The sequence below is a fragment of the Pseudomonas marincola genome (assembly GCF_900682675.2).
Lineage (GTDB): Bacteria > Pseudomonadota > Gammaproteobacteria > Pseudomonadales > Pseudomonadaceae > Aquipseudomonas > Aquipseudomonas marincola.
In genome coordinates this window covers 3,503,539-3,526,629 of the sequence record NZ_LR215729.2, presented here as the reverse complement: position 1 = coordinate 3,526,629, position 23,091 = coordinate 3,503,539, and the positions used below count along the sequence as shown (strand labels likewise).

The following is a 23,091-nucleotide window of genomic DNA, read 5'->3' as shown; positions in this document are numbered from 1 at the left end:
CTTTTATTTAAGCCTCTTCTTCCGGCTTTGCCGGCTGTTGGTACCACTTCTCTTTGGGTACCCACTTCTCTTGTGCGGGGTCGCCGAGGTAGTGCGGCGACATGATCTGTACGCCGTACTCGTTAAATACGTCCTGTATGTTGGCGTGCAGCGCGCTCAGCAGCTCTGCGCGTGGGCGTGGCTGGCTGGGCATTGCATGGGCGACCAGACGATATTCCGGGTAGAAGTCTGACAAAGCTGTTTGAAACACCACCGCGCCCGGTACGCTGGATATGCCGGGTGTGCGCGAGGCAGCTTCCAGAAGCATCGCTTCGACCTGGCGCCAAGGGGTGTCGTAGCCGATGGTGACGACGGTATCGACGATGTAGCCTTTGCCGTCTACGGCGCGTGAGTAGTTCTTGGTTACGCCGCCGGTAATCATTGAGTTGGGGATGGTCAGTACTTCACCCAGGCCGGTGCGGATGCGGGTGGTGAACATGCCCATTTCGCTGACGGTGCCTTCGTGATCACCAAAGCGCACATATTCGCCTACGCGGAAGGTGTGCGAATACGTCAGGATCAAACCGGCTGCTGCTTGTCCGACAACGCTGGATGCGCCGAGTGAGATCATCAAACCGACCAGTACCGACAATCCTTTGAATGCCTCTGTACCAGCGCCGGGCAAATACGGGTAGGCCATCGCCAGGGCAAATAACCAGACTGCCAGCGAGGTGAGTTTGGTTGTCGGTGACAGGGTCTCGAAGTTCAGCCAGGTGAAGCTACGCCCAGCAGTTGCCATGCGGGTGAGCAGGCGTTTGGTGAAGTGAGTTGTCGCCCGGGCGAGCATGAAGATGCAAAGCGCAATCCCCAAACCGGGTATGGCGCCGATAACGCCGTGCACAATATAGCCGGCGATATCCAGCAAGTAGGCATTAAGGCTTTCGCCCCACGGGCGCGTGTAGGGAAAGCAGGACAGCACGAAGCTGATCCACTGGTATGTCAGCAGCAATATCAACAGCCAGCGTAAAGCCCAGAATATCCGCGAGATCAGCGGATACAGTTGGCGCGTATCAATCAACTGGGTCTGGCCAACCTTGAGCGACATGTTATGGCGCTGCAGCAATTTAGGCAGTTGATCCAGCAGTTTGTTGCGCAGCAGCGCGATACCGTTGAGCAGCAGGATGTAGATCACCGTGGCGGCAGCCGAATACCCCACAGCCTTGAACATGAAGTTCAAATCGCGGCTTTCCTGCGTTTCGCTGATTACCCGCTCCAGTTTGGCGGCGGCCGCTTTGGCTGTTTCCTGAGTCGACAACGGTGTGACGGGGTCAACGTCGCCCGGTGTGACAAAGAATGCCCGGTTGGAGCCCATCAGGATGACGTAGCTTTTTTGGACTTGGTCGATGCTCACAGGCAGGTCGGTGTACTCGTCGAGTGCCTCATTGATCGCCGCCACTGCGCGGCGTTGCCGTAGCTGCGGCGTTTCACCGAGTAGTTCGGCGCGGAAGGTGAAGATGGTGCGGTTGGCTATTTTTAAATCGGCGGGTTCAGCATTGGGGTTGATGGTCCCTGATGTGTTGTTTGTCGGCGTTTCATCCTGCGCCCAACTAACCGAAAGTGTCATTACACTGAGACAGGCAAACAGCAAAACCTGAAGCAGATTACGCATGTGAGGCTCCTTACACATCGAAGATCAGGTATTGACCATAAAGTGACTATAGACGTCCGCCATTGAGGGCACTGAGCAGTCCTGTGCGCACAATGCCAGCCGGCGAATCAGCTTGGCATAACTGTATAGCCCAGCATTTGGCTTTTTATGCGTATTGCTGGCCAATTTTTGCCTGTGTCAGGGTCTTTCGCGCTGTTTGAGGCTGTAAATCGTCGCGTAATGATAGTTTGCATTGAGTGCAGGGCCGCTGCTGGGTATAATGACGCGCTTCCAATTTTCCCGTCTGGGAGCCCCCGCCATGCTGCGTATCAGTCAAGAAGCTCTTACCTTCGACGACGTTTTACTTATTCCAGGTTACTCAGAAGTTCTGCCGAAGGATGTGAGCCTCAAGACTCACCTGACCCGTGGAATTGAACTGAATATCCCGTTGTTGTCCGCTGCGATGGACACCGTTACTGAAGCCCGTCTGGCAATTGCCATGGCTCAGGAAGGTGGCATCGGCATCATCCACAAGAACATGACCATCGAGCAGCAAGCTGCCGAAGTGCGCAAGGTCAAGAAGTTCGAGTCGGGTGTGGTCAAAGACCCTATTACCATCGAAGCCAACGCTACTGTGCGTGATCTGCTTGAGCTAACCCGCCAGAACAACATCTCCGGCGTTCCGGTGCTGTCTGACGGCGATCTGGTTGGCATCGTGACTTCCCGCGACGTGCGTTTTGAAACACGCATGGACGCTAAAGTCCACGAAGTGATGACGCCGAAAGAGCGTCTGGTCACTGTTAAAGAAGGCGCTGCTAAAGAAGCGGCCCGCGAGTTGCTGCACAAGCACCGCCTCGAAAAAGTCCTGATTGTCGATGACGCGTTCAAGCTCAAAGGCATGATGACGGTAAAAGACATTGAAAAAGCCAAGGCTTACCCGCTTGCCAGCAAAGATGACCAAGGTCGTCTGCGTGTTGGCGCGGCTGTTGGTACTGGCGCTGAAACCGCTGACCGCGTAACCGCGTTGGCTGCTGCCGGCGTTGACGTGATCATCGTTGATACCGCGCACGGTCACTCCAAAGGTGTGATCGACCGCGTGCGTTGGGTCAAGGAAAGCTTCCCTGATATCCAGGTGATCGGCGGCAACATCGCCACCGGCGCTGCTGCTCTGGCGTTGGTTGAGGCGGGTGCTGACGGCGTTAAGGTCGGTATCGGTCCGGGTTCGATCTGCACCACGCGTATCGTTGCAGGTGTTGGTGTGCCGCAGATTTCTGCCGTTGCCAACGTTGCCGCTGCACTTGAAGGCACAGGCGTGCCATTGATTGCAGACGGTGGCATTCGTTTCTCCGGCGACCTGTCCAAGGCGCTGGTTGCGGGCGCATCCTGCGTGATGATCGGCTCGATGCTGGCTGGTACTGAAGAGGCGCCAGGTGAAGTCGAGTTGTTCCAGGGCCGTTCTTACAAAGCCTACCGCGGCATGGGTTCGCTGGGTGCAATGGGTCAGGCGCAAGGTTCGTCCGACCGTTACTTCCAGGACTCATCCGCAGGTGCCGAGAAATTGGTGCCGGAAGGTATTGAAGGCCGTGTGCCGTACAAGGGCGCTATGGCGGCTATCGTTCATCAGTTGATGGGCGGCCTGCGTGCTTCGATGGGCTACACCGGATGCGCAACGGTTGATGAGATGCGCACCAAGCCTGAGTTCGTTCGCATTACTGGCGCCGGTATGGCTGAGTCGCACGTTCACGATGTGCAGATCACCAAAGAAGCACCGAACTACCGCGTCGGTTAAAAAATCACTTTGCTGCTCGCATGCGCAGGGCGGGTAAGGCGGGGTAAAGCGAGAGGGCGTTGTTTGCTGAGGCAAATATGCCGTTCGCGCTTTACCTCCTTGCCGTATTCGCCAGTGCAGAAGCAGCAAGGTTATTTTTGAAAAGTTTATGAAGTACGGGGCTGAGTTAATCGGCCCTTTGTCATTTGTGCATTCCGCTACGAGAGACGGCTATGGCTCACCCTGATATTCACGCCCATCGCATCCTGATTCTGGATTTCGGCTCCCAGTACACCCAGCTGATCGCACGTCGCGTACGTGAAATCGGGGTTTACTGCGAATTGCACCCGTTCGACATGAGCGATGAAGACATCCGCGCTTTCGCTCCGCGCGGCATCATTCTCGCCGGTGGCCCCGAGTCTGTTCATCAAGAAGGCAGCCCGCGTGCACCGCAGGCTGTTTTCGATCTGGGCGTTCCGGTCTTCGGTATCTGCTACGGCATGCAAACCATGGCCGAGCAACTGGGCGGTAAAGTGCTCGGTTCCGACGTCCGCGAATTCGGCTATGCCCGCGTAGACGTTGTCGGTAAGGCGCGCCTGCTGGACGGCATCGAAGATCATATCGATGACGACGGCGTATTCGGTCTGGACGTGTGGATGAGCCACGGTGACAAAGTCACCAGCATGCCGGAAGGCTTCCACGTTCTGGCCAGCACCCCGAGCTGCCCGATTGCCGCCATGAGCGACGACTCGCGTGGCTACTACGGCGTGCAATTCCACCCGGAAGTGACCCACACCAAGCAAGGCGGCCGCATTCTGTCGCGCTTCGTGCTGGAAATCGCCGGTTGTGAAGCCCTGTGGACCCCGTCGAACATCGTTGAAGATGCCATCGCCACGGTTCGTGCTCAGGTGGGTGATGCCAACGTATTGCTTGGCCTTTCGGGCGGTGTTGACTCCTCCGTGGTTGCCGCGCTGTTGCACAAGGCAATTGGCGACCAGCTGACTTGCGTGTTTGTCGATAACGGTTTGCTGCGCCTGCACGAAGGCGAGCAAGTGATGGCCATGTTCGCCGAGAACATGGGCGTCAAGGTGATCCGTGCCAACGCTGAAAAGCAGTTCCTGGATAACCTGGCTGGCGAAGCCGATCCGGAGAAAAAGCGCAAAATCATTGGTCGCACCTTCATCGATGTGTTCGATGCCGAAGCGTCCAAGCTGGAAAACATCAAGTTCCTCGCGCAGGGCACCATTTACCCGGACGTGATTGAGTCTGCTGGCGCTAAAACCGGCAAGGCACACGTTATCAAGTCGCACCACAACGTCGGTGGCCTGCCAGAGGAAATGAACCTCAAACTGGTCGAGCCGCTGCGTGAACTGTTCAAGGACGAAGTGCGTCGCATCGGTCTTGAGCTGGGTCTGCCGTACGACATGGTTTACCGTCACCCATTCCCGGGCCCGGGTCTGGGCGTGCGGATTCTCGGTGAAGTGAAGAAGGAATACGCCGACCTGCTGCGTCGCGCCGACCACATCTTCATCGAAGAACTGCGCAACTTCGACTGGTACCACAAGACCAGTCAGGCGTTCGTGGTGTTCCAGCCGGTCAAGTCGGTTGGCGTCGTCGGTGACGGTCGTCGTTATGCATGGGTTGTTGCACTGCGCGCTGTTGAAACCATCGACTTCATGACCGCTCGCTGGGCGCATCTGCCATACGAGCTGCTGGAGAAGGTCAGCAACCGCATCATCAACGAGATCGAAGGCATCTCCCGCGTCACTTACGACGTGTCGAGCAAGCCACCGGCAACGATTGAGTGGGAATAACATCCGGCTAGTGCGCTAGCCTGACGTTACCCGAGCCCGCGCATGACAGCCTAGCAGCTGCTCATTCGCGGGTTTTTTATTGCCTGCACAGTCCGGCGTTTGGCCCGCGCCGGCTGTACGCTCTTAACTCTCAGTGGCTGAGAGAGCTGCGTGGTTGCTGCACTTCAGCGGTGCGACACAGTGGCGCTGATGGCGGGCGTTGTTGTGGTCGTTAACCCGGATCGTTGCGTGTTAAAATATTCTCATTCCGCTATTCACAGAGTTATCAGCTGAGAGGCTGATGCCGCAGCCTTTATGACATTGGCCGTTTCCCGCAGAGGAGACGCTGGTAACCGTCGCCTGATGGGCTCATGAATGTTGGCTAAAGGAGTCCATTTACATGTCGTTCACGCGTAGACAAATTCTCGCCGGGCTGACTGGCTTAACCGTCGTTGGCCTGGGTGCCGGTGGCGCACGTTACTGGCTGGGCCGCCCGTTTGATCGCAAGACCCACGATTACGAGTTGATCGCCGCGCCCTTTGACATGGAGCTGGTTCCCGGCCATAAAACCCCGGTGTGGGGCTTTGGCCCGCAGGCGCCGGGCACCGAGATTCGTTGCCGTCAGGGCGATCTGTTGCGTGTGCGCTTTATCAACAAGCTGCCGGAACAAACCACGATTCATTGGCACGGCATGCGCATCCCGCTGGAAATGGACGGCGTGCCTTATGTATCGCAATTGCCGGTATTGCCAGGTGAGTATTTCGACTATCAGTTCGTCCCGCCCGATGCCGGTAGCTACTGGTATCACCCACATCTGGCCAGTTCCAAACAGCTGGGACGCGGATTGGTCGGGCCGCTGATCATTGATGAGCGTGAGCCGACCGGCTTTGCGCATGAGCGCACACTGAGCCTGAAGACCTGGAATGTTGATGAAGAGGGCGCATTCACCCCGTTCAGTATTCCCCGTGAAGCGGCGCGCGCCGGCACACGGGGCCGGCTGTCGACAATCAATGGTGTGCCGCGTCCGGTGATCGAGTTACCTGCCGGGCAGGTGGTTCGCCTGCGCCTGATTAACGTCGACAGCACCATGACCTACCGTATAAATCTGCCCGGCGCCGAGTCGCGTATTTACGCGCTCGACGGTAATCCGATCGAGCCGCGTGATCTGGGCAAGGAATACTGGTTGGGCGCGGGAATGCGGCTCGATCTGGCGCTCAAGGTTCCGGCAGAGGGCACCGAGTTGTCACTGCGTAACGGGCCGTTGCGTTTGGCGACAATCAAGAGTGTTGCCAGCACTGATGCGCCAGCAGAGTGGCCGCCAGCATTGCCGGCCAATCCTGTGGCCGAGCCCGATCTGGCCAAGGCTGAAACTATCAAGTTCAACTTCGAATGGGCCGCTGCATTAGCAGACCCGAATCAGGCGGGGCCAGCTCAGTATTGGCAGATCAACGGCCAGGCCTGGGATATCAATGACAAGACCTGTGCGGATCGGCCAATCGCCACGTTAAAGCTGGGCAATCACTACATTTTCGAGCTGCGCAATATGGCGCAGTACCTGCACCCGGTGCATTTGCACGGCATGAGTTTCAAGGTGATCAGCTCCGACCGCAAGAAAATCATCCCGTACTTCACCGATACCTACCTGCTCGGCAAGAACGAAACGGCGCGCATTGCCTTTGTCGCCGATAATCCTGGGGTGTGGATGTTCCACTGCCATGTGATTGATCACATGGAAACAGGCCTTATGGCGGCGATAAAGGTAGCCTGATGCGTCCGGTTAAAATCATTGATCGCACTCGCGATGCCCACTTCATGCGTGAAGCGCTGGCGCTGGCCAGCCAAGGCGCTGCGGTCGGTGAAGTGCCGGTCGGCGCGGTGCTGGTTCAGGATGGCGAGATTGTCGGGCGTGGCTTCAATTGCCCGATTACCACCCATGATCCCAGCGCCCATGCCGAGATGGTGGCGATTCGTGATGCGGCTTTGCGGCTGACTAACTACCGCCTGCCGGGTAGCACCTTATACGTGACGCTTGAGCCGTGCAGCATGTGTGCAGGGCTGATTGTTCATTCGCGCATTGAGCGGGTTGTATATGGTGCAACCGAGCCCAAAGCCGGTGTGGCCATCAGCCGTGGCGAGTTCTTTAATCAGACGTTTCTCAATCATCGCGTGATGATTGAGGGCGGCGTGCTGGCAGATGAGTGCGGCGCGGTGCTCACCGAATTTTTTCGTGCGCGGCGGGCCAGCAAAGGCCAGTAATAAGCCTTCGAGTTCGTAGTCGAGTGGTTTTGGGCTGCGTGCTTAGAGCGGCGAGGTTTCTTTCTTCAGGTTGTTCTTGTCGATGCCGGGCACGTGGATATTGCTGTCGACGACCTGGCTGTCTTCCAGCTGTGGCTGAGTTACCCAGGTGAGAATGTCGTAGTAGCGACGGATGTTGCGCACAAAGTGCACCGGCTCACCGCCGCGGGCATAGCCATAGCGGGTTTTACTGAACCACTTCTTTTGCGACAACCGCGGCAGAATCTTCTGCACATCGAGCCATTTGTTCGGGTCGAGGCCTTCAGCTTGGGTCAGCTTGCGCGCATCTTCAAGGTGCCCGCCGCCGACGTTGTAAGCCGCCAGCGCAAACCATGTGCGATCCGGCTCTTTAATGCTGTCTGGCAGGCCTGCCTTAACCTTGACGATGTATTTGGCGCCGCCCTGAATACTCTGCTTGGGGTCGAGTCGGTTGGACACGCCCATTGCCTGCGCCGTGCGCAAGGTCAGCATCATCAGCCCGCGAACACCGGTTTTCGAGGTGGCCGTGGGCTGCCAGAGTGATTCCTGATAACCCATTGCCGCGAGCAGGCGCCAGTCCAGCGAGTGATTCTTGCCGGCATCGCGGAAGAACTGCTCGTAACGTGGCAGGCGATTTTGCAGGTGTTGGGCAAAGGTGTAGGCGCCAACGTAGCCAAGTACATCGACGTGTCCGTAGTAGCGGTCTTTCAGGCGTTTGAGGCTACCGTTTTCGTTGGCGCGCTGGAGAAAGGCGTTCATCTCATCGAGCAGGCTGTGGTCTTCACCGCCGGGTACGGCCCAGCTCAAGCCCAGTTCGTCACCAAGGTCGAAGGCCACGCGAACATTGGGAAAGTAAACCTGGTTCATCGACAGCTCATTGGAATCGACCAGAGTCAGGTCGATCTGGCCTTCATCGACCATGCGCAGCAAGTCGACCACTTCCACATCGGAAGACTCTTCGTAGGCGAGTGTGGGGTACTGGACTTTGAGCATGGCCAGCTGGTTGGCGTGGCTGCTGCCTTTAAGCACCATGATTTTCTTGCCGATCAAATCTTCGGGGCGAGTAGGGCGGCGATTACCATGGCGGTAGATAACTTGCGGGGTGACCTGCAAATAAGGCTTGGAGAATTGAAACTCGCTTTTGCGGTCAGCGCTGGAGGTCAGGCCAGCCGCCGCCAAAGAGGGGCCGTCCGGTGCCTTTAGTCGGGAAAACAGTTCGTCGAGGTTGTCGGCGGTCTGAATTTCCAGCTTGACCTTGAGGTCAGCCGCAAAGCGTTTGACCAGTTCGTACTCGAAGCCGGTTTCGCCGTTGCGGTCCTGGAAGTAGGTGGCCGGGCTGTTGCGGGTGATCACGCGCAGGACTCCCTCCGTCTGCACACGCTCTAGTGCGCTCGGAGGTTTTTGTTCCTCGGCGCAACCACTGAGCTGCAGAAGGATACCGATCACTGCCACCCAGAAGGTGCAGTGCTTGCGGATCACAGATTGGGCAAACATCCATGCAGTATACGCAAAGCTTGCACCTCGCCATATCTCGACAGCGTTCTGCTTCTCTGCTAACAGAGGTAGTTATCGTTTCGGAGCAGTCAACGGGTGCCGTTATCGGCGCTTTACGCTAGAATGCACGGCCTCAAAGTACACCCCCTTCCCAGAGGCTGTCTCCGATGTTGATCTTGCGCGGCGCTCCCGCCCTTTCTGCTTTCCGCCACGGTAAATTGCTTGAGCTTTTAACCAGCAAAGTACCCGCTGTTACTGGGCTGTACGCCGAGTTTGCGCATTTTGCCGATGTTACCGGTGTGCTCACCGCTGACGAAGAGCAAGTGCTCGCTCGCCTGCTTAAATACGGCCCTAGCGTGCCGGTTCAGGAGCCCTCTGGGCGGCTTTTCCTCAGCGTGCCACGTTTTGGTACGATTTCACCCTGGTCGAGCAAGGCCAGTGACATTGCCCACAACTGTGGTTTGGCCAAGATTCAGCGCCTTGAGCGCGGTATTGCCTACTACGTGAGTGGCGAGCTGGATGCAGCTCAGGCGCAGGTTGTAGAGAGCTTGCTGCACGACCGCATGACTCAGTTGGTGCTGGACAACCTGCAAGACGCCGCCGCGCTGTTCAGCCACGCGTCGCCAAAACCACTGACGGTGGTAGACATTCTGACCGGCGGTCGTGCTGCGCTTGAGCAGGCCAACGTCGAGTTGGGTCTGGCGCTCGCGGAAGACGAGATCGATTACCTGGTGACCAGCTTCACAGGTCTTGGTCGCAATCCGCACGACATCGAACTGATGATGTTCGCACAGGCCAACTCCGAGCATTGCCGTCACAAAATCTTCAACGCCAGTTGGGATATCGACGGTCAGGCTCAGGAAAAATCCCTGTTCGGCATGATCAAGAACACCTATCAGATGCACAACGAAGGTGTGTTGTCGGCTTATAAAGACAACGCCGCCGTTATCGTTGGCAGCACGGCAGGGCGCTTCTTCCCGAACCCAGAGACCCGTCAGTACGCCGCTGTTAATGAGCCGGTGCACATCCTGATGAAGGTTGAAACGCACAACCACCCAACCGCGATTGCCCCGTTCCCGGGCGCATCGACCGGTTCTGGCGGTGAGATTCGCGACGAAGGCGCAACCGGTCGCGGTGCCAAGCCGAAAGCCGGCCTGACAGGTTTCACCGTATCCAACCTGCAAATTCCGGGTTTCGAGCAGCCGTGGGAAGTGCCTTACGGCAAGCCCGAGCGCATCGTGACTGCGCTGGATATCATGATTGAAGGCCCGTTGGGCGGCGCTGCATTTAACAACGAATTTGGTCGCCCGGCGCTGACCGGTTACTTCCGTACCTTCGAGCAGCAGATCAGCACCCCGCACGGCGATGAAGTGCGCGGCTACCACAAGCCGATCATGCTCGCGGGCGGCATGGGCAACATCCGTGAAGATCACGTGCAGAAAGCCGAAATCACTGTCGGCTCCAAGCTGATCGTGTTGGGCGGCCCGGCCATGCTTATCGGTCTGGGCGGTGGTGCAGCCTCGTCGATGGCCACCGGCACAAGTTCTGCCGACCTCGACTTCGCCTCCGTACAGCGTGAAAACCCTGAAATGGAGCGTCGTTGCCAGGAAGTTATCGACCGCTGCTGGCAGTTGGGCGACAACAACCCAATCAGCTTCATTCACGACGTTGGCGCGGGCGGTCTGTCTAACGCATTCCCAGAGCTGGTGAACGATGCCGGCCGTGGCGGTCGTTTCGACCTGCGCGCTGTGCCTAACGATGAGCCGGGCATGGCCCCGCTGGAAATCTGGTGCAACGAGTCGCAAGAGCGTTATGTACTGGCCGTTGATGCCAAGGATTTCGAGCGTTTCAAAGCTATTTGTGAGCGTGAGCGTTGCCCGTTTGCGGTCGTCGGTGAGGCCACCGAAGAGCAGCACCTGACCGTTGCCGACTCGCACTTCGACAACAACGCCGTCGACATGCCGCTTAACGTACTTCTTGGCAAGGCGCCGCGCATGCACCGCGAAGCCACCCGTGAAGCCGAATTGGGCGATGATTTCGATCCGGCCAAGGTTGAGCTGAGCGAAGCCATCAGCCGTGTGCTGCGTCATCCGGCTGTTGCCAGCAAGAACTTCCTGATCACCATTGGCGACCGCACTATTACCGGTCTGGTTGCACGCGACCAGATGGTCGGGCCGTGGCAGGTTCCGGTGGCTGACTGCGCCGTAACTGCTACCAGCTTCGACGCCTACACCGGTGAAGCCATGGCCATGGGCGAGCGTACGCCGCTGGCACTGCTGGATGCGCCGGCATCGGGCCGTATGGCTATTGGTGAAACCCTGACCAACATGGCTTGCGCGAAGATCGGCAAGATCTCCGACATCAAGCTCTCGGCTAACTGGATGGCCGCTGCCGGTCATCCGGGTGAAGATGCGCGCCTGTACGACACCGTCAAAGCGGTGGGTATGGAACTGTGTCCTGAGCTGGGCATTACCATTCCAGTGGGCAAAGACTCGATGTCGATGAAGACCCGCTGGCAGGATGACGGCGCTGAGAAGAGCGTGACGTCGCCAATGTCGCTGATTGTCACAGGCTTCGCACCGGTCACTGATATTCGCCAGACCCTGACGCCTGAGCTGCGCATGGATCGCGGTGAAACCGATCTGATCCTGATCGATCTGGGCCGTGGCCAGAACCGTATGGGCGCCTCTATTCTGGCGCAGGTATACGGCAAGATGGGCAAGCAGGCGCCAGACGTTGATGATGCTGAAGACCTCAAGGCATTCTTTGCGGTCATGCAGGGTCTCAATCGCGACAACTTGCTGTTGTCTTATCACGACCGCTCCGACGGCGGCCTGTTGGCCACTGTGCTGGAAATGGCCTTTGCTGGCCATTGCGGCCTGAACCTGCAACTCGATGCGCTCGCGCAAAACCTTGATGAAGTAGCCGGCGTGCTGTTCAACGAGGAGCTGGGTGCGGTGATTCAGGTTCACCAGGACGTTACCGCTGAAGTCCTCTCGCAGTTCAGTGCAGCGGGCCTCGCGGATTGCGTCTCGGTGATCGGCCAGCCGGTAAACAACGGTGAAGTGCTGATCAGCTATCACGGCGAGAAGGTATTCACTGGCGAGCGCCGCATGTTGCAGCGCGAGTGGTCGTCTACCAGCTACCAGATCCAGCGTCTGCGTGATAACGCCGAATGCGCCGATCAGGAATTCGACGCGCTGCTCGAAGAAGACAATCCAGGCCTGAGCGCCAAGCTTGGCTTTGATGTGAACGAAAACATCAGCGCGCCTTACATCAAGAAAGGCCTGCGCCCGCAAATCGCAGTGCTGCGCGAGCAGGGTGTAAACGGTCAGGTCGAAATGGCCGCTGCATTTGACCGCGCCGGCTTCAATGCGATTGACGTGCACATGAGCGATATCCTCAGCGGCCGCGTCAGCCTTGAGCAGTTCAAGGGCATGGTTGCCTGCGGCGGCTTCTCTTACGGTGACGTATTGGGCGCCGGTGAAGGCTGGGCTAAATCGATCCTGTTCAACAGCCGTGCGCGTGACCAGTTCAGCGCCTTCTTTGATCGTAAAGACAGCTTCTCGCTGGGCGTGTGCAACGGTTGCCAGATGTTGTCCAACCTGCACGAACTGATTCCGGGCAGTGAATTCTGGCCGCACTTCGTGCGTAACCGCTCCGAGCAGTTCGAAGCGCGCGTTGCCATGGTTCAGGTTCAGGAGTCGGCTTCGATCTTCCTGCAGGGCATGGCCGGTTCGCGCATGCCAATCGCCATCGCTCACGGTGAAGGTCATGCCGAGTTCGAAAGCGAAGAAGCACTGCTGGAAGCGGATCTGTCCGGTTGCGTGGCCATGCGTTTCGTCGACAACCACGGCAAGGTCACCGAAAACTATCCGGCCAACCCGAACGGTTCGCCACGCGGTATTACCGGTCTGACCAGCCGCGACGGCCGCGTCACGATCATGATGCCGCACCCGGAGCGTGTGTTCCGCGCCGTGCAGAACTCGTGGGCCCCGGATGAGTGGAATGAAGACGGTGCCTGGCTGCGCATGTTCCGTAATGCCCGTGTCTGGGCGGATTGATCATGCGGGTGCGGGCTCATGGCTGATGAGCCCGCATTGATTCTGCCAGAGGTTCGTCGGGTTAGCCCCGGCGAACCTTTGTTGCTTTGCCGTTGCGAGCATTCGCTGCAACGTCCCGATTGTCCCTCTGGCTGCGCTCGTGGCCTCACTGTAAATCCTGCGCGTGAACAGCTCCTGCTGTTGTGCCGTTGTGGGCGCTCGAAACGATTGCCGTTCTGTGATGGCAGCCATGTGCCGCCGGTAAGCTCGATGGCCGAGCGGTGGCAGCGGTTTATTCGCAGAAATTGAGAGGCAGTCGAGCTTGCAGGGCTGAACAAGCGGCTGCGAATCGGGTCTCATCTTGAGCCAGTACGGAGATTGCTGTCGTAGCTGAGCATGCAGACGTTGGAGAATTCGCATGTACAAATTGTGCTTCTATGTGCCCGAGAACCATCTTGAACCCGTCAAACAGGCGGTGTTCAACGCCGGTGGCGGACGTGTCGGCAACTACCAGCACTGTGCCTGGCAGGTGTTCGGGCAGGGGCAGTTTCAGCCATTGCCTGGCAGCCAGCCATTCATAGGCACGGCGGGTGCGCTGGAGCGGGTGGATGAGTGGAAGGTCGAGCTGGTCGTGGCCGATGAGTCCATTCATCAGGTCGTGGCGGCGCTCAAGGCCGCGCATCCGTATGAGACGCCTGCTTTTGATGTGTGGCGGCTGTCTGACATGCAGTTTTGAGGCATAAAAAAATGGCGCTCCCGGCGCCATTTTTGTTTGCAGCGATAGCGGCTTAAGGCCGGATCTCAATCAGCGTGCCGTCTTTCACCAGCGACCAGACTTCGCGCATGTCCGGGTTGGTCATGGCGATACAGCCGTTGGTCCAGTCCAGCGTATTGAAGAACCACTCCGGGTATTCGGCGTCGAGCGGGGTGCCGTGAATCATGATCATTCCGCCCGGCTTGGTGCCCTTGTTGCGCGCAGTGGCCATGTCCCGTGCGTTGGGATAGGAGATGTGCATCGACAAGTTGAAGTTATCGCTGGTCTTGCGCCAATCCACCCAGTAAATACCTTCCGGCGTGCGCTGGTCGCCTTCGCGTTCCTTGTGCCCGGTCGGCACTTTGCCCAAGGATATACGGTAAGACTTGAATGGCTTGCCATGGCTGATGAGCTGTAGCTTGCGCTCGGATTTGACCACCAGAATCTTGTCGACCCGGGGTGCAGGAGAAGCTTGCGGGGGCTGCGGGTTGGCGTTAGCCAGAACGCTGAGCGATAGACACAGTAGGGCGAACAACCAACGCATCAGAGCATAATCCCGCAGATCAAAAGGCTTTTTTGTAATGCGCACGCAGCGCATCAAGGGGTTCGTTACGCACCGGATAGGCATCATGCCGACGGTCCGCAAAGTAACATTCTAAGGTACGGCCAACCGTCGGGAAAGCCAGCTCTGACCAAGGGATCTCATGTTCATGAAAAAGCTGCACTTCCAGGCTCTCGATTCCGGCTGCAAAATCGAGGTCGGCGAGCTGCGCGCGAAAGAACATATATACCTGATTTATATGCGGCAGGTCATACACCGTATACAGCTCCAGACCGCTAACGCGCGCGCAGGCTTCCTCATTGGTCTCGCGGGCAGCGGCTTCCTCCAGTGTTTCACCGTTCTCCATAAAGCCTGCTGGCAGCGTCCAATAGCCTACACGCGGCTCGATGGCCCGGCGGCAGAGTAGAACCTGTTCACCCCAGATCGGCACACACCCCGCCACGATGCGCGGGTTCTCATAATGAATGGTTGCGCAATGGCTGCAAACATACCGCAGGCGGTTGTCGCCTTCGGGAATACGCTGAGTTACGGGTGCGCCACAGAGGCTGCAAAACTTCATGCTGGAATCTCCTGCCAAGCCTCTATCTTGGCGCGATATCAGGTGCGTCGGCAAGCTATGCGGTTGCGGCATTTTCAACCATCAGTGCCGGTGATCCGCTTGCCGGGGCTTGGGCGTCGGGATATTTCATGCAATCATCGCGGCAGAAGAAAAAGTCGAGATTCAACATGCAGGACGATTTACTGCAACGTGTACGCGATTACCGCCCACGCACGATGGTGGCGGATCAGGGGTTTCCCGAAGCGGCAGTTCTGGTGCCGATCACCCGTAGTGATGACCCCGAAGTGGTGCTGACTTTACGCGCCAGCGGCTTGTCGACGCATGGCGGCGAAGTCGCCTTCCCGGGTGGCCGTCGTGACCCGGAAGACCGCGACCTCATCGACACCGCCTTGCGCGAGGCCGAAGAAGAAATTGGCCTGCCGCCAGGGCTGGTCGAAGTTATTGGCCCGCTGAGTACACTGGTTTCCCGTCACGGTATTCAAGTCACCCCGTATGTGGCGGTGGTGCCGGACTTTGTCGAATATGTGGCCAATGACGACGAAATCGCTGCCGTATTCTCGGTGCCGCTGGCGTTCTTCCGTGACGACCCGCGTGAAGTGACGCATCGCATCGATTATCTCGGCCAGAGTTGGTACGTGCCGAGCTACCGTTTTGGCGAATTCAAAATATGGGGGCTCACCGCAATCATGGTGGTCGAGCTGGTCAATCTGATCTTCGACGCTGGCATCGACATGCAGCGCCCACCCGAGCACTTTATCAAGCTCAGTTGAGCATTGAGGGACCCTTATGAAATACCGTTTAGGTACTGCCAGTGTTGATGCCCACCCGGAGAGTTGGGTGGCGCCGAATGCAACGCTGGTGGGCAAGGTCAAACTTGAGCCCGGCGCCAGCGTCTGGTTCAACACTGTTCTGCGCGGCGATAACGAGCTGATTCATATCGGTGAAAACAGCAATGTTCAGGATGGCACCGTGATCCACACCGACATGGGCTTTCCGCTGACGCTGGGTAAAGGCGTCACTATCGGCCACAAAGTCATGCTGCACGGCTGCACGGTAGACGATTACAGCCTGATCGGCATCAACGCCGTGGTGCTAAATGGCGCTAAAATCGGCAAATACTGCATCATCGGCGCCAATAGCCTGATACCCGAAGGCAAGGTGATTCCCGACGGCTCGCTGGTAATGGGATCGCCCGGCAAAGTGGTGCGTGAGCTGACCGACGCGCAGAAGAAAATGCTTGAAGCCAGCGCGGCCCATTACGTGCACAACGCCCAGCGTTATGCCAAGGAGCTTGCTGAGCAAGACGATTGATGAACATTGAGAAACCGGTTAAATCGCCTTGCGTGCACATCTGTGCGCTCGACGATGACGATGTGTGTACCGGCTGCCAGCGCAGCATGAGTGAAATCGTGCGCTGGAGCCGTATGGAGAACGAAGAGCGTCGCCAAGTGCTGGTGTTGTGTGACCAGCGTGCCCGCGAAAAAGGCCTGATGCTCTGATTGCTGCTTTGAGCGGCTCGTTTGCGCGGGCCTTGCGGCGTCTGTAAATCGCGTCTATTGCCCAGCCTTTAACGGTTGTCTTACCTATTTGCCTGTACTGAATAGCCCAAGGATTATTTATGCCCCGTATCGGAACCCCTTTGTCGCCCAGCGCGACGCGTGTATTGCTCTGCGGCTCGGGTGAGCTGGGTAAAGAGGTGGTTATCGAGTTGCAGCGTCTGGGCGTTGAAGTGATTGCGGTGGATCGCTACGCAAACGCGCCGGCGATGCAGGTTGCGCACCGCAGTCATGTGGTGAACATGCTCGATGGCGATGCGCTGCGCGCGATCATTGAACAGGAAAAGCCGCATTACATCGTTCCGGAAATCGAAGCGATTGCCACGGCGACACTGGCCGAGCTGGAAACCGAAGGCTACACGGTCATTCCGAGTGCGCGCGCTGCGCAGCTGACGATGAACCGCGAAGGCATTCGTCGTCTGGCGGCTGAAGAGTTGGGCCTGCCAACCTCGCCGTATCAGTTTGCCGATTCCTTCGAGGCCTTTGAGGCAGCCGTCGCGGCAATTGGCTTCCCGTGTGTGGTCAAGCCAATCATGAGCTCGTCAGGTAAAGGCCAGTCGGTGCTCAAGAGCGCTGCCGATGTGCAAGCCGCCTGGGATTATGCGCAGGCCGGTGGGCGTGCTGGCAAAGGTCGGGTTATCGTTGAAGGCTTTATCGACTTTGACTATGAAATCGCTCTGCTGACTGTTCGCCACGTTGGCGGCACCACGTTCTGTGCGCCTGTCGGTCACCGTCAGGAGAAAGGCGATTATCAGGAGTCCTGGCAGCCACAGGCGATGAGCCCGAAGGCGCAGGCTGAAGCCGAGCGCATTGCGCTGGCAGTGACCGAGGCATTGGGCGGTCGCGGCCTGTTCGGCGTTGAGCTGTTCGTTAAGGGTGATCAGGTGTGGTTCTGTGAAATCTCGCCGCGCCCGCATGACACCGGCATGGTCACGCTGATCTCGCAGGATTTGTCTGAGTTTGCCCTGCACGCGCGGGCGATCCTCGGTCTGCCAATTCCGCACATTCGCCAGCTTGGGCCTTCGGCTTCGGCAGTTTTGCTGGTTGAGGGTGAGTCGCAAGAGGTGAGCTTTGGCAACCTTGCGGCGGCTCTTGCTGAGCCCGATACCGCCTTGCGCTTGTTTGGTAAGCCACAAGTCAGCGGCCAACGTCGCATGGGCGTGGCGCTCGCCCGCGACGAGTCGCTGCAAGCTGCTCGGGCTAAAGCTACGCGCGCTGCGCAGGCGATTAACGTCGAACTATGAGCGCGGCGTTAGCATCGGCGTGGTGGTTGCTGGTGCTGGCGTTATCGCCGGTGGTGCTGCCAATGGCAGTGCTGACCCGGCGCAAGGCCTTGCGCCTGATGCCGGCTGCAGGCGAGCAGGCCGGCGTGGCGGGCGCTGCATTGGCTGGCGAACCACTGCGTTTACTGGTGCTGGGTGAGTCGACGGCGGTCGGCGTGGGTGTTAGCTGCATGCAGTTGGCACTGGCCGGGCAGTTGGCGGGGGCGATGAGCCAGCGCTTCAGTCGGCCCGTTGCGTGGCAAGTGTGCGGCGAAAACGGCATAACCGCAGCAAAGCTGCATCAGCGATATGTTTCGCAGCGAATGTTGTCGCAGGGAGCCCTGCCGCAGCGGGTGACGACGCCAGCAGCAGGGCCGCATGATCTGGTGGTCGTGCTGCTGGGCGTTAACGACACCACGCATTTAAGCAGCTTGAAGCGCTGGCAGGCCTCGCTACAGCAGATTGTTCATAGCCTGCAGCACCATGCACAAACCACGGCCGATCGCGTCGTGTTCAGCGGTGTGCCGCCTTTGCAGCACTTCACTGCATTGCCCTGGCTGTTCCGGCGCTTACTGGGGTTGCGCGCCGCCATGCTGGATCGCGCCATGCGTGAGGCCGCTACGGCGACTGGCGCGCAGTATCTGGCGTTGGATATGGATTTTGCTGCACATCTGATGGCGGTGGATGGTTACCACCCATCAGCAGCAGGCTATCGCCTCTGGGCGGATAACCTGCTGCTGGGTATCAGGCTTCAGCCTCAGGGCTCTCAGGCGTAGCTTCGGCAAGCCAGACCTTAACGCTTTTCACCCGGTTCTCGGACGATTGCAGAATTTCCAAGCGGTATTGGCCAATTTTAAGGCATACCGAGCAGTCCGGAATGCTTTCCAGTGCTTCGGTAATCAGGCCGTTAAGGGTTTTTGGCCCTTCGCAAGGCAAGCCCCAGCCCAACGCCTTGTTGACCTCGCGGATGTACGCCGAGCCATCGATAACGTGGGTGCCGTCGTCTTGCGGATGGATGTCCGGGCTGCGCAGAATATTCTGGTTGCTGAAGTCACCGACAATCTCTTCGAGAATGTCTTCAAGGGTGACTACGCCAAGCACGTCGCCATACTCGTCAACCACAACGCCCATACGGTGTTTCTGCTTCTGGAAGTTGATTAGCTGGGTCGACAGCGGGGTGCTTTCCGGAACGAAATACGGCTCGGTGCAGGCGCTCAACAGCGCCTCTTTGGTCAGCTCGTTGCTGGTAAGCAGGCGCGCAATCTGGCGGATGTGCACCACGCCTTCAATCTGGTTGATGTCGTTGCGAAATACCGGCAAGCGCGTGTGCGTGGTGTTGGTGAGCTGCTGGATGAGCAGCTCAAGGTCGTCATCAAGGTTGATGCCGGTGACCTCGTTACGCGGGATCATGATGTCGTTAACCGTCACGCGCTCAAGGTCGAGAATACCCAGCAGCATGTTCTGGCGGTTCTTCGGCAGTTCATGCCCGGACTCGCGCACCACGCTGCGCAATTCTTCAGTCGTAAGGCTGTCGGTGCCCTGGTTGGCCGGATCTACGCCAAACAGTCGCAGCAGGTGGTTGCTGACCCAGCTCAGGGCAATTACCAGCGGGTAAAAAATCTTCAGCAAAATGGTCAGCGGCATGCTGAATGGGTAAGCGACGCGCTCCGGATGCAGGGCGGCGAGGGTTTTCGGGGTGATTTCGCCGAAGATCAGCAGTGCCAGCGTCAGGCCGATGGTGGCGATGGCAATGCCTGCTTCGCCATACAACTTGATAGCCAGCACCGTGGCAATCGATGAGGCCAGAATGTTGACGAAGTTGTTACCAATGAGGATGGTGCCGAGCAGGTGGTCGGGACGGTTGAGCAGGGCAGTTACGCGCTTGGCGCCACGGTGGCCCTCTTTGGCCCGATGCCTCAGACGATAGCGGTTGAGGCTGAGAATGCCGGTTTCAGAACTTGAAAAGAAAGCCGAGCACGCCAGCAAGAAGATGAGGATGCCAAGCAAAAAGCCGGGAGGCAGATCGTTCACTGTAGTGGCCTAGATATGCAGGATGAATTCGCGAACCAGTTTGCTGCCGAAATACGCCAGCATCAGCAGGCAGAAGCCTGCGAGCGTCCAGCGTATAGCTTTGTGGCCGCGCCAGCCAAGCTGATGGCGGCCCCACAACAGCACAGCGAACACCACCCAGGCGAAGCAAGACAGTATGGTCTTGTGTACCAGGTGCTGGGCAAACAGATTGTCGATGAACAGTGCGCCAGAGATCAGGGCCAGCGATAGCATGCCCATGCCTGCCCAGAGAAAGCCGAACAGCAGGCTTTCCATGGTTTGCAGCGGCGGGAAGTTCTTGATCAGACCTGTCGGGTGTTTGTGTTTCAGTTGGTGGTCTTGCATGAGCACCAACAGCGACTGGAACACGGCAATGGTGAGCATGCCGTAAGCCAGAATCGACAGCAGGATATGCGCGATGATGCCCGGCTCTTCATCAATTGGCTGGATAGTGCCGCTGGGCATGAACTGCGCAAACAGCACGGTTACGCACCCCAGCGGGTACAAAAACAGCAGAAGATTTTCCACCGGAATGCGCGAGCAGGCCAAAAGCGTGATGGCGATCACAGCAAAGGCGATCAGGCTGCCGGCATTGAACAGGTCGAGCGCAAGGCCCGCCGGGTGATGCATTTGTATATAGAGACTGCCGCCGTGGAAGCACAAGGCGATGACGCCGAGCATTTTCAGCAGGCGTGTGTTGGGGCGCTTGCCCTGTTTCAGGCTCAGGCCTTGGTAGGCGGCGGCGCCTGCATACAAGCAGATAGCAACGAGGCTAGGTAGCAGAGGGTGCATAATTCCTGTTAGGACAATCCCTAAAGGCGCTGAGTGTGGCACACAAAGGATCGTTCACGAAAGACCACTGGCGGTGTCAGTGTTGCAGACAGTTGGTTATAATCGCCGGCTAGTTGCAAGCCCAGCCTCGGTTCAGCGGAACCTGAAAGGAACGAGCATGTTCGAAAATTTAACTGACCGCCTCTCGCTAACGCTGCGAAATGTCACTGGCAAAGCCAAGCTGACAGAAGACAATATCAAGGACACCCTGCGTGAAGTGCGCATGGCGTTGCTCGAAGCCGACGTTGCGTTGCCGGTGGTTAAAGACTTCGTCAATCGCATTCGTGATCGCGCGGTCGGCACCGAAGTATCGAAAAGTCTGACCCCGGGTCAGGCGTTCGTGAAGATCGTTCAGGCTGAGCTTGAGTCGATCATGGGGGCCGCCAACGAAGATCTGGCCCTTAATGTCACGCCGCCGGCCGTCGTCTTGATGGCGGGTCTGCAGGGTGCGGGTAAAACTACCACTGTCGGCAAGCTGGCGAAGTTTCTTAAAGAACGTAAGAAGAAATCGGTGCTGGTGGTTTCTGCGGACGTTTATCGTCCTGCTGCGATCAAGCAGCTTGAGACCCTGGCCGGTGAAGTGGGCGTTACCTTCTTCCCGTCGGACATCAGCCAGAAGCCGGTGGCTATTGCGCAGGCGGCGATTGCCGAAGCCAAGCTCAAGTACATCGACGTAGTGCTGGTCGATACCGCGGGTCGTCTGGCCATTGATGCCGAGATGATGGCGGAAATCCAGGCCCTGCATCAGGCAGTGAAGCCAGCTGAAACACTGTTCGTGGTCGACGCCATGACCGGCCAGGACGCCGCTGCTACGGCCAAGGCCTTCGCTGATGCGCTGCCGCTGACCGGTGTTGTGCTGACCAAAGTCGACGGTGATGCGCGTGGTGGTGCGGCGTTGTCCGTGCGCCATGTGACCGGCAAGCCAATCAAGTTTATTGGTATGGGCGAGAAATCCGACGCCCTTGAGCCATTCCACCCGGATCGTATTGCCTCGCGCATTCTGGGTATGGGTGACGTACTCAGCCTGATCGAACAGGCCGAGCAGACAATCGACCGTGAAAAGGCCGACAAGCTCACCAAGAAACTGAAGAAGGGCAAGGGCTTCGACCTCGAAGACTTCCGTGATCAGCTGCAACAGATGAAGAACATGGGCGGCCTTGGCGGCCTGATGGATAAACTGCCGCAAATGGGCGGCATGAATCCGGCGCAGATGGGCAATGCCCAGGGCGCTGCTGAAAAGCAATTCAAACAAATGGAGGCGATCATCAACTCGATGACGCCGGGCGAGCGCCGTGACCCTGAAATTATCAGTGGTTCGCGCAAACGCCGCATCGCCATGGGTTCCGGAACTCAGGTTCAAGACATCGGCCGGCTGATCAAACAGCACAAGCAGATGCAGAAAATGATGAAGAAATTCACCGCTAAAGGCGGCATGGCGAAAATGATGCGTGGTATGGGTGGAATGTTGCCGGGTGGCGGCGGGATGCCCAAGCTGTAATTCAGTCTCTTGGTTCAGGCCTGCAGCCCGCTAAAATGGGCTGTTTAGCCAAATAAACCAGAAGGTTTGAATAGCCTGTCAGGCATGACAGGCCAGTACCCCGACCGGCGGGGGCAAAAAGTTATTTGCAAAAATCCGGATAATCCTTAGAATATGCGGCCTTTCGGGCCTAGTGCCCTATGCTTGCATTTCTTTTTTGCAGCACCGACTACAGGAACGAAGTTTAATGGTAACCATCCGTCTAGCCCGTGGCGGCTCTAAAAAGCGCCCATTTTACCACCTCACCGTGACCAACAGCCGCAATGCGCGCGACGGTCGTTTCGTTGAGCGTGTTGGTTTCTTCAACCCGGTTGCTTCGGGTAACGAAATCAAGCTGTCTGTTAACCAAGAGCGTGTTACTTACTGGCTGAGCCAGGGTGCACAGCCGTCTGAGCGCGTTGCTCAGCTGCTGAAGGTAAATGCTCAGGCTGCAGCCTAAGTATTTATGAGCACGACGCCAGCTACCGCCGAGGACCTCGTTGTACTCGGTAAGATCGTTTCGGTACATGGCGTGAAAGGCGACGTGAAGGTTTATTCCTTTACCGACCCGATCAGTAATGTGCTTGATTACCGCCGTTGGACGCTTAGGCGTGACAACGAGGTAAAGCAGGTTGAAGTGGCCAGTGGACGCTTGCAAGGCAAGGTCCTGGTAGCGAAGTTGAAGGGTCTCGATGATCGTGAAGTGGCGCGTACTTACGCCGGCTTCGAGATCTGCGTAGCCCGCAGCGAACTGCCAGAACTGAGCGATGACGAGTTTTACTGGTATCAGTTGGAAGGTCTTAAGGTTATCGATCAGGCAGGGCAATTGCTCGGCAAGGTTGATCATCTGTTCGAGACCGGCGCCAACGATGTGATAGTGGTCAAGCCTTGTACAGGCAGCCTGGATGATCGTGAACGCTTGCTGCCCTATACAGAGCAGTGCGTGTTGTCGGTAGATCTGAGTGCTGGCGAGATGCAAGTTGACTGGGATGCGGACTTCTAA

General features: G+C 57.8%; 21 protein-coding genes. 15 read left to right on the top strand and 6 right to left on the bottom strand.

Features of this window, described 5'->3' with window-relative positions:
- Positions 1-7: 7 nt before the first annotated feature.
- Positions 8-1,648 carry a mechanosensitive ion channel family protein gene (locus PMYSY11_RS16415; protein WP_069899585.1) on the bottom strand — a complete coding sequence of 547 codons (1,641 nt, stop codon included), beginning with the start codon at positions 1,646-1,648 and terminating at the stop codon, positions 8-10.
- Between the two features lie 298 nt (positions 1,649-1,946).
- On the opposite strand from PMYSY11_RS16415, the gene guaB reads away from it, so the two are divergent.
- The 4 genes from guaB to tadA all read left to right on the top strand — a co-directional run bounded on the left by guaB (position 1,947) and on the right by tadA (position 7,444).
- The gene (gene guaB / locus PMYSY11_RS16410; protein WP_069899584.1) at positions 1,947-3,416 is read left to right on the top strand and encodes an IMP dehydrogenase; all 1,470 of its coding nucleotides are present in this window, start codon (positions 1,947-1,949) and stop codon (positions 3,414-3,416) included.
- Between the two features lie 212 nt (positions 3,417-3,628).
- A complete protein-coding gene (gene guaA, locus PMYSY11_RS16405) occupies positions 3,629-5,209 on the top strand; it encodes a glutamine-hydrolyzing GMP synthase (protein WP_069899583.1) in 1,581 nt (526 codons plus the stop codon).
- Positions 5,210-5,588: 379 nt separating this feature from the next.
- The gene (locus tag PMYSY11_RS16400; protein ID WP_150547452.1) at positions 5,589-6,956 is read left to right on the top strand and encodes a multicopper oxidase family protein; all 1,368 of its coding nucleotides are present in this window, start codon (positions 5,589-5,591) and stop codon (positions 6,954-6,956) included.
- Complete coding sequence (tadA, locus tag PMYSY11_RS16395; RefSeq protein ID WP_069899581.1) at positions 6,956-7,444, top strand: tRNA adenosine(34) deaminase TadA; 489 nt, start codon at positions 6,956-6,958, stop codon at positions 7,442-7,444. Before PMYSY11_RS16400 ends, tadA begins: the two co-directional genes overlap by 1 nt.
- A 42-nt stretch (positions 7,445-7,486) precedes the next feature.
- On the opposite strand, the gene mltF is transcribed toward tadA, so the two are convergent.
- Entirely contained in the window at positions 7,487-8,956 is a 1,470-nt protein-coding gene (gene mltF, locus PMYSY11_RS16390; protein ID WP_150547451.1) for a membrane-bound lytic murein transglycosylase MltF, read from the bottom strand.
- Positions 8,957-9,123: 167 nt separating this feature from the next.
- Here mltF and purL point away from each other — a divergent pair, with 167 nt between their 5' ends.
- The 3 genes from purL (at position 9,124) to PMYSY11_RS16375 (ending at position 13,735) form a co-directional block, all read left to right on the top strand.
- Positions 9,124-13,020, top strand: coding sequence for a phosphoribosylformylglycinamidine synthase (purL, locus tag PMYSY11_RS16385; protein WP_069899579.1), 3,897 nt, complete (start codon positions 9,124-9,126; stop codon positions 13,018-13,020).
- Between the two features lie 18 nt (positions 13,021-13,038).
- On the top strand, positions 13,039-13,308 hold the full coding sequence (locus PMYSY11_RS16380; RefSeq protein ID WP_075723326.1) for a CDGSH iron-sulfur domain-containing protein: 270 nt from the start codon (positions 13,039-13,041) through the stop codon (positions 13,306-13,308).
- Positions 13,309-13,417: 109 nt separating this feature from the next.
- Entirely contained in the window at positions 13,418-13,735 is a 318-nt protein-coding gene (locus PMYSY11_RS16375; RefSeq protein ID WP_150547450.1) for a YqfO family protein, read from the top strand.
- A gap of 52 nt (positions 13,736-13,787) precedes the next feature.
- Here PMYSY11_RS16375 and PMYSY11_RS16370 read toward each other — a convergent pair whose 3' ends face one another.
- Both PMYSY11_RS16370 and PMYSY11_RS16365 read right to left on the bottom strand, forming a co-directional pair.
- Positions 13,788-14,297: a L,D-transpeptidase family protein gene (locus PMYSY11_RS16370; RefSeq protein ID WP_090508973.1), complete on the bottom strand. Its 510-nt coding sequence runs from the start codon at positions 14,295-14,297 to the stop codon at positions 13,788-13,790.
- 19 nt (positions 14,298-14,316) lie between these two features.
- The gene (locus PMYSY11_RS16365) at positions 14,317-14,874 is read right to left on the bottom strand and encodes an NUDIX hydrolase (RefSeq protein WP_069899576.1); all 558 of its coding nucleotides are present in this window, start codon (positions 14,872-14,874) and stop codon (positions 14,317-14,319) included.
- Between the two features lie 167 nt (positions 14,875-15,041).
- Here PMYSY11_RS16365 and PMYSY11_RS16360 point away from each other — a divergent pair, with 167 nt between their 5' ends.
- From PMYSY11_RS16360 to PMYSY11_RS16340, 5 genes are all read left to right on the top strand, one after another.
- Complete coding sequence (locus tag PMYSY11_RS16360; protein ID WP_150547449.1) at positions 15,042-15,644, top strand: CoA pyrophosphatase; 603 nt, start codon at positions 15,042-15,044, stop codon at positions 15,642-15,644.
- 16 nt (positions 15,645-15,660) lie between these two features.
- Positions 15,661-16,185 carry a gamma carbonic anhydrase family protein gene (locus PMYSY11_RS16355; protein ID WP_150547448.1) on the top strand — a complete coding sequence of 175 codons (525 nt, stop codon included), beginning with the start codon at positions 15,661-15,663 and terminating at the stop codon, positions 16,183-16,185.
- Positions 16,185-16,373, top strand: coding sequence for a DUF1289 domain-containing protein (locus PMYSY11_RS16350; protein ID WP_069899573.1), 189 nt, complete (start codon positions 16,185-16,187; stop codon positions 16,371-16,373). Before PMYSY11_RS16355 ends, PMYSY11_RS16350 begins: the two co-directional genes overlap by 1 nt.
- 119 nt (positions 16,374-16,492) lie before the next feature.
- Entirely contained in the window at positions 16,493-17,674 is a 1,182-nt protein-coding gene (purT, locus tag PMYSY11_RS16345) for a formate-dependent phosphoribosylglycinamide formyltransferase (protein ID WP_090508968.1), read from the top strand.
- A complete protein-coding gene (locus tag PMYSY11_RS16340; RefSeq protein ID WP_069899571.1) occupies positions 17,671-18,468 on the top strand; it encodes an SGNH/GDSL hydrolase family protein in 798 nt (265 codons plus the stop codon). Before purT ends, PMYSY11_RS16340 begins: the two co-directional genes overlap by 4 nt.
- Here the strand turns inward: PMYSY11_RS16340 and PMYSY11_RS16335 are convergent.
- Both PMYSY11_RS16335 and PMYSY11_RS16330 read right to left on the bottom strand, forming a co-directional pair.
- Positions 18,437-19,723, bottom strand: coding sequence for an HlyC/CorC family transporter (locus PMYSY11_RS16335; RefSeq protein WP_069899570.1), 1,287 nt, complete (start codon positions 19,721-19,723; stop codon positions 18,437-18,439). The two genes, PMYSY11_RS16340 and PMYSY11_RS16335, sit on opposite strands and share 32 nt — an antisense overlap.
- A 9-nt stretch (positions 19,724-19,732) precedes the next feature.
- A complete protein-coding gene (locus tag PMYSY11_RS16330; RefSeq protein ID WP_069899569.1) occupies positions 19,733-20,533 on the bottom strand; it encodes a cytochrome C assembly family protein in 801 nt (266 codons plus the stop codon).
- Positions 20,534-20,690: 157 nt separating this feature from the next.
- Here PMYSY11_RS16330 and ffh point away from each other — a divergent pair, with 157 nt between their 5' ends.
- The 3 genes from ffh (at position 20,691) to rimM (ending at position 23,091) form a co-directional block, all read left to right on the top strand.
- Positions 20,691-22,070 (top strand): signal recognition particle protein, encoded by a 1,380-nt coding sequence (gene ffh, locus PMYSY11_RS16325; RefSeq protein WP_069899568.1) that lies wholly within the window; start codon positions 20,691-20,693, stop codon positions 22,068-22,070.
- 226 nt (positions 22,071-22,296) lie between these two features.
- Complete coding sequence (gene rpsP, locus PMYSY11_RS16320; RefSeq protein ID WP_069899567.1) at positions 22,297-22,548, top strand: 30S ribosomal protein S16; 252 nt, start codon at positions 22,297-22,299, stop codon at positions 22,546-22,548.
- Positions 22,549-22,554: 6 nt separating this feature from the next.
- A complete protein-coding gene (gene rimM / locus PMYSY11_RS16315) occupies positions 22,555-23,091 on the top strand; it encodes a ribosome maturation factor RimM (RefSeq protein WP_069899566.1) in 537 nt (178 codons plus the stop codon).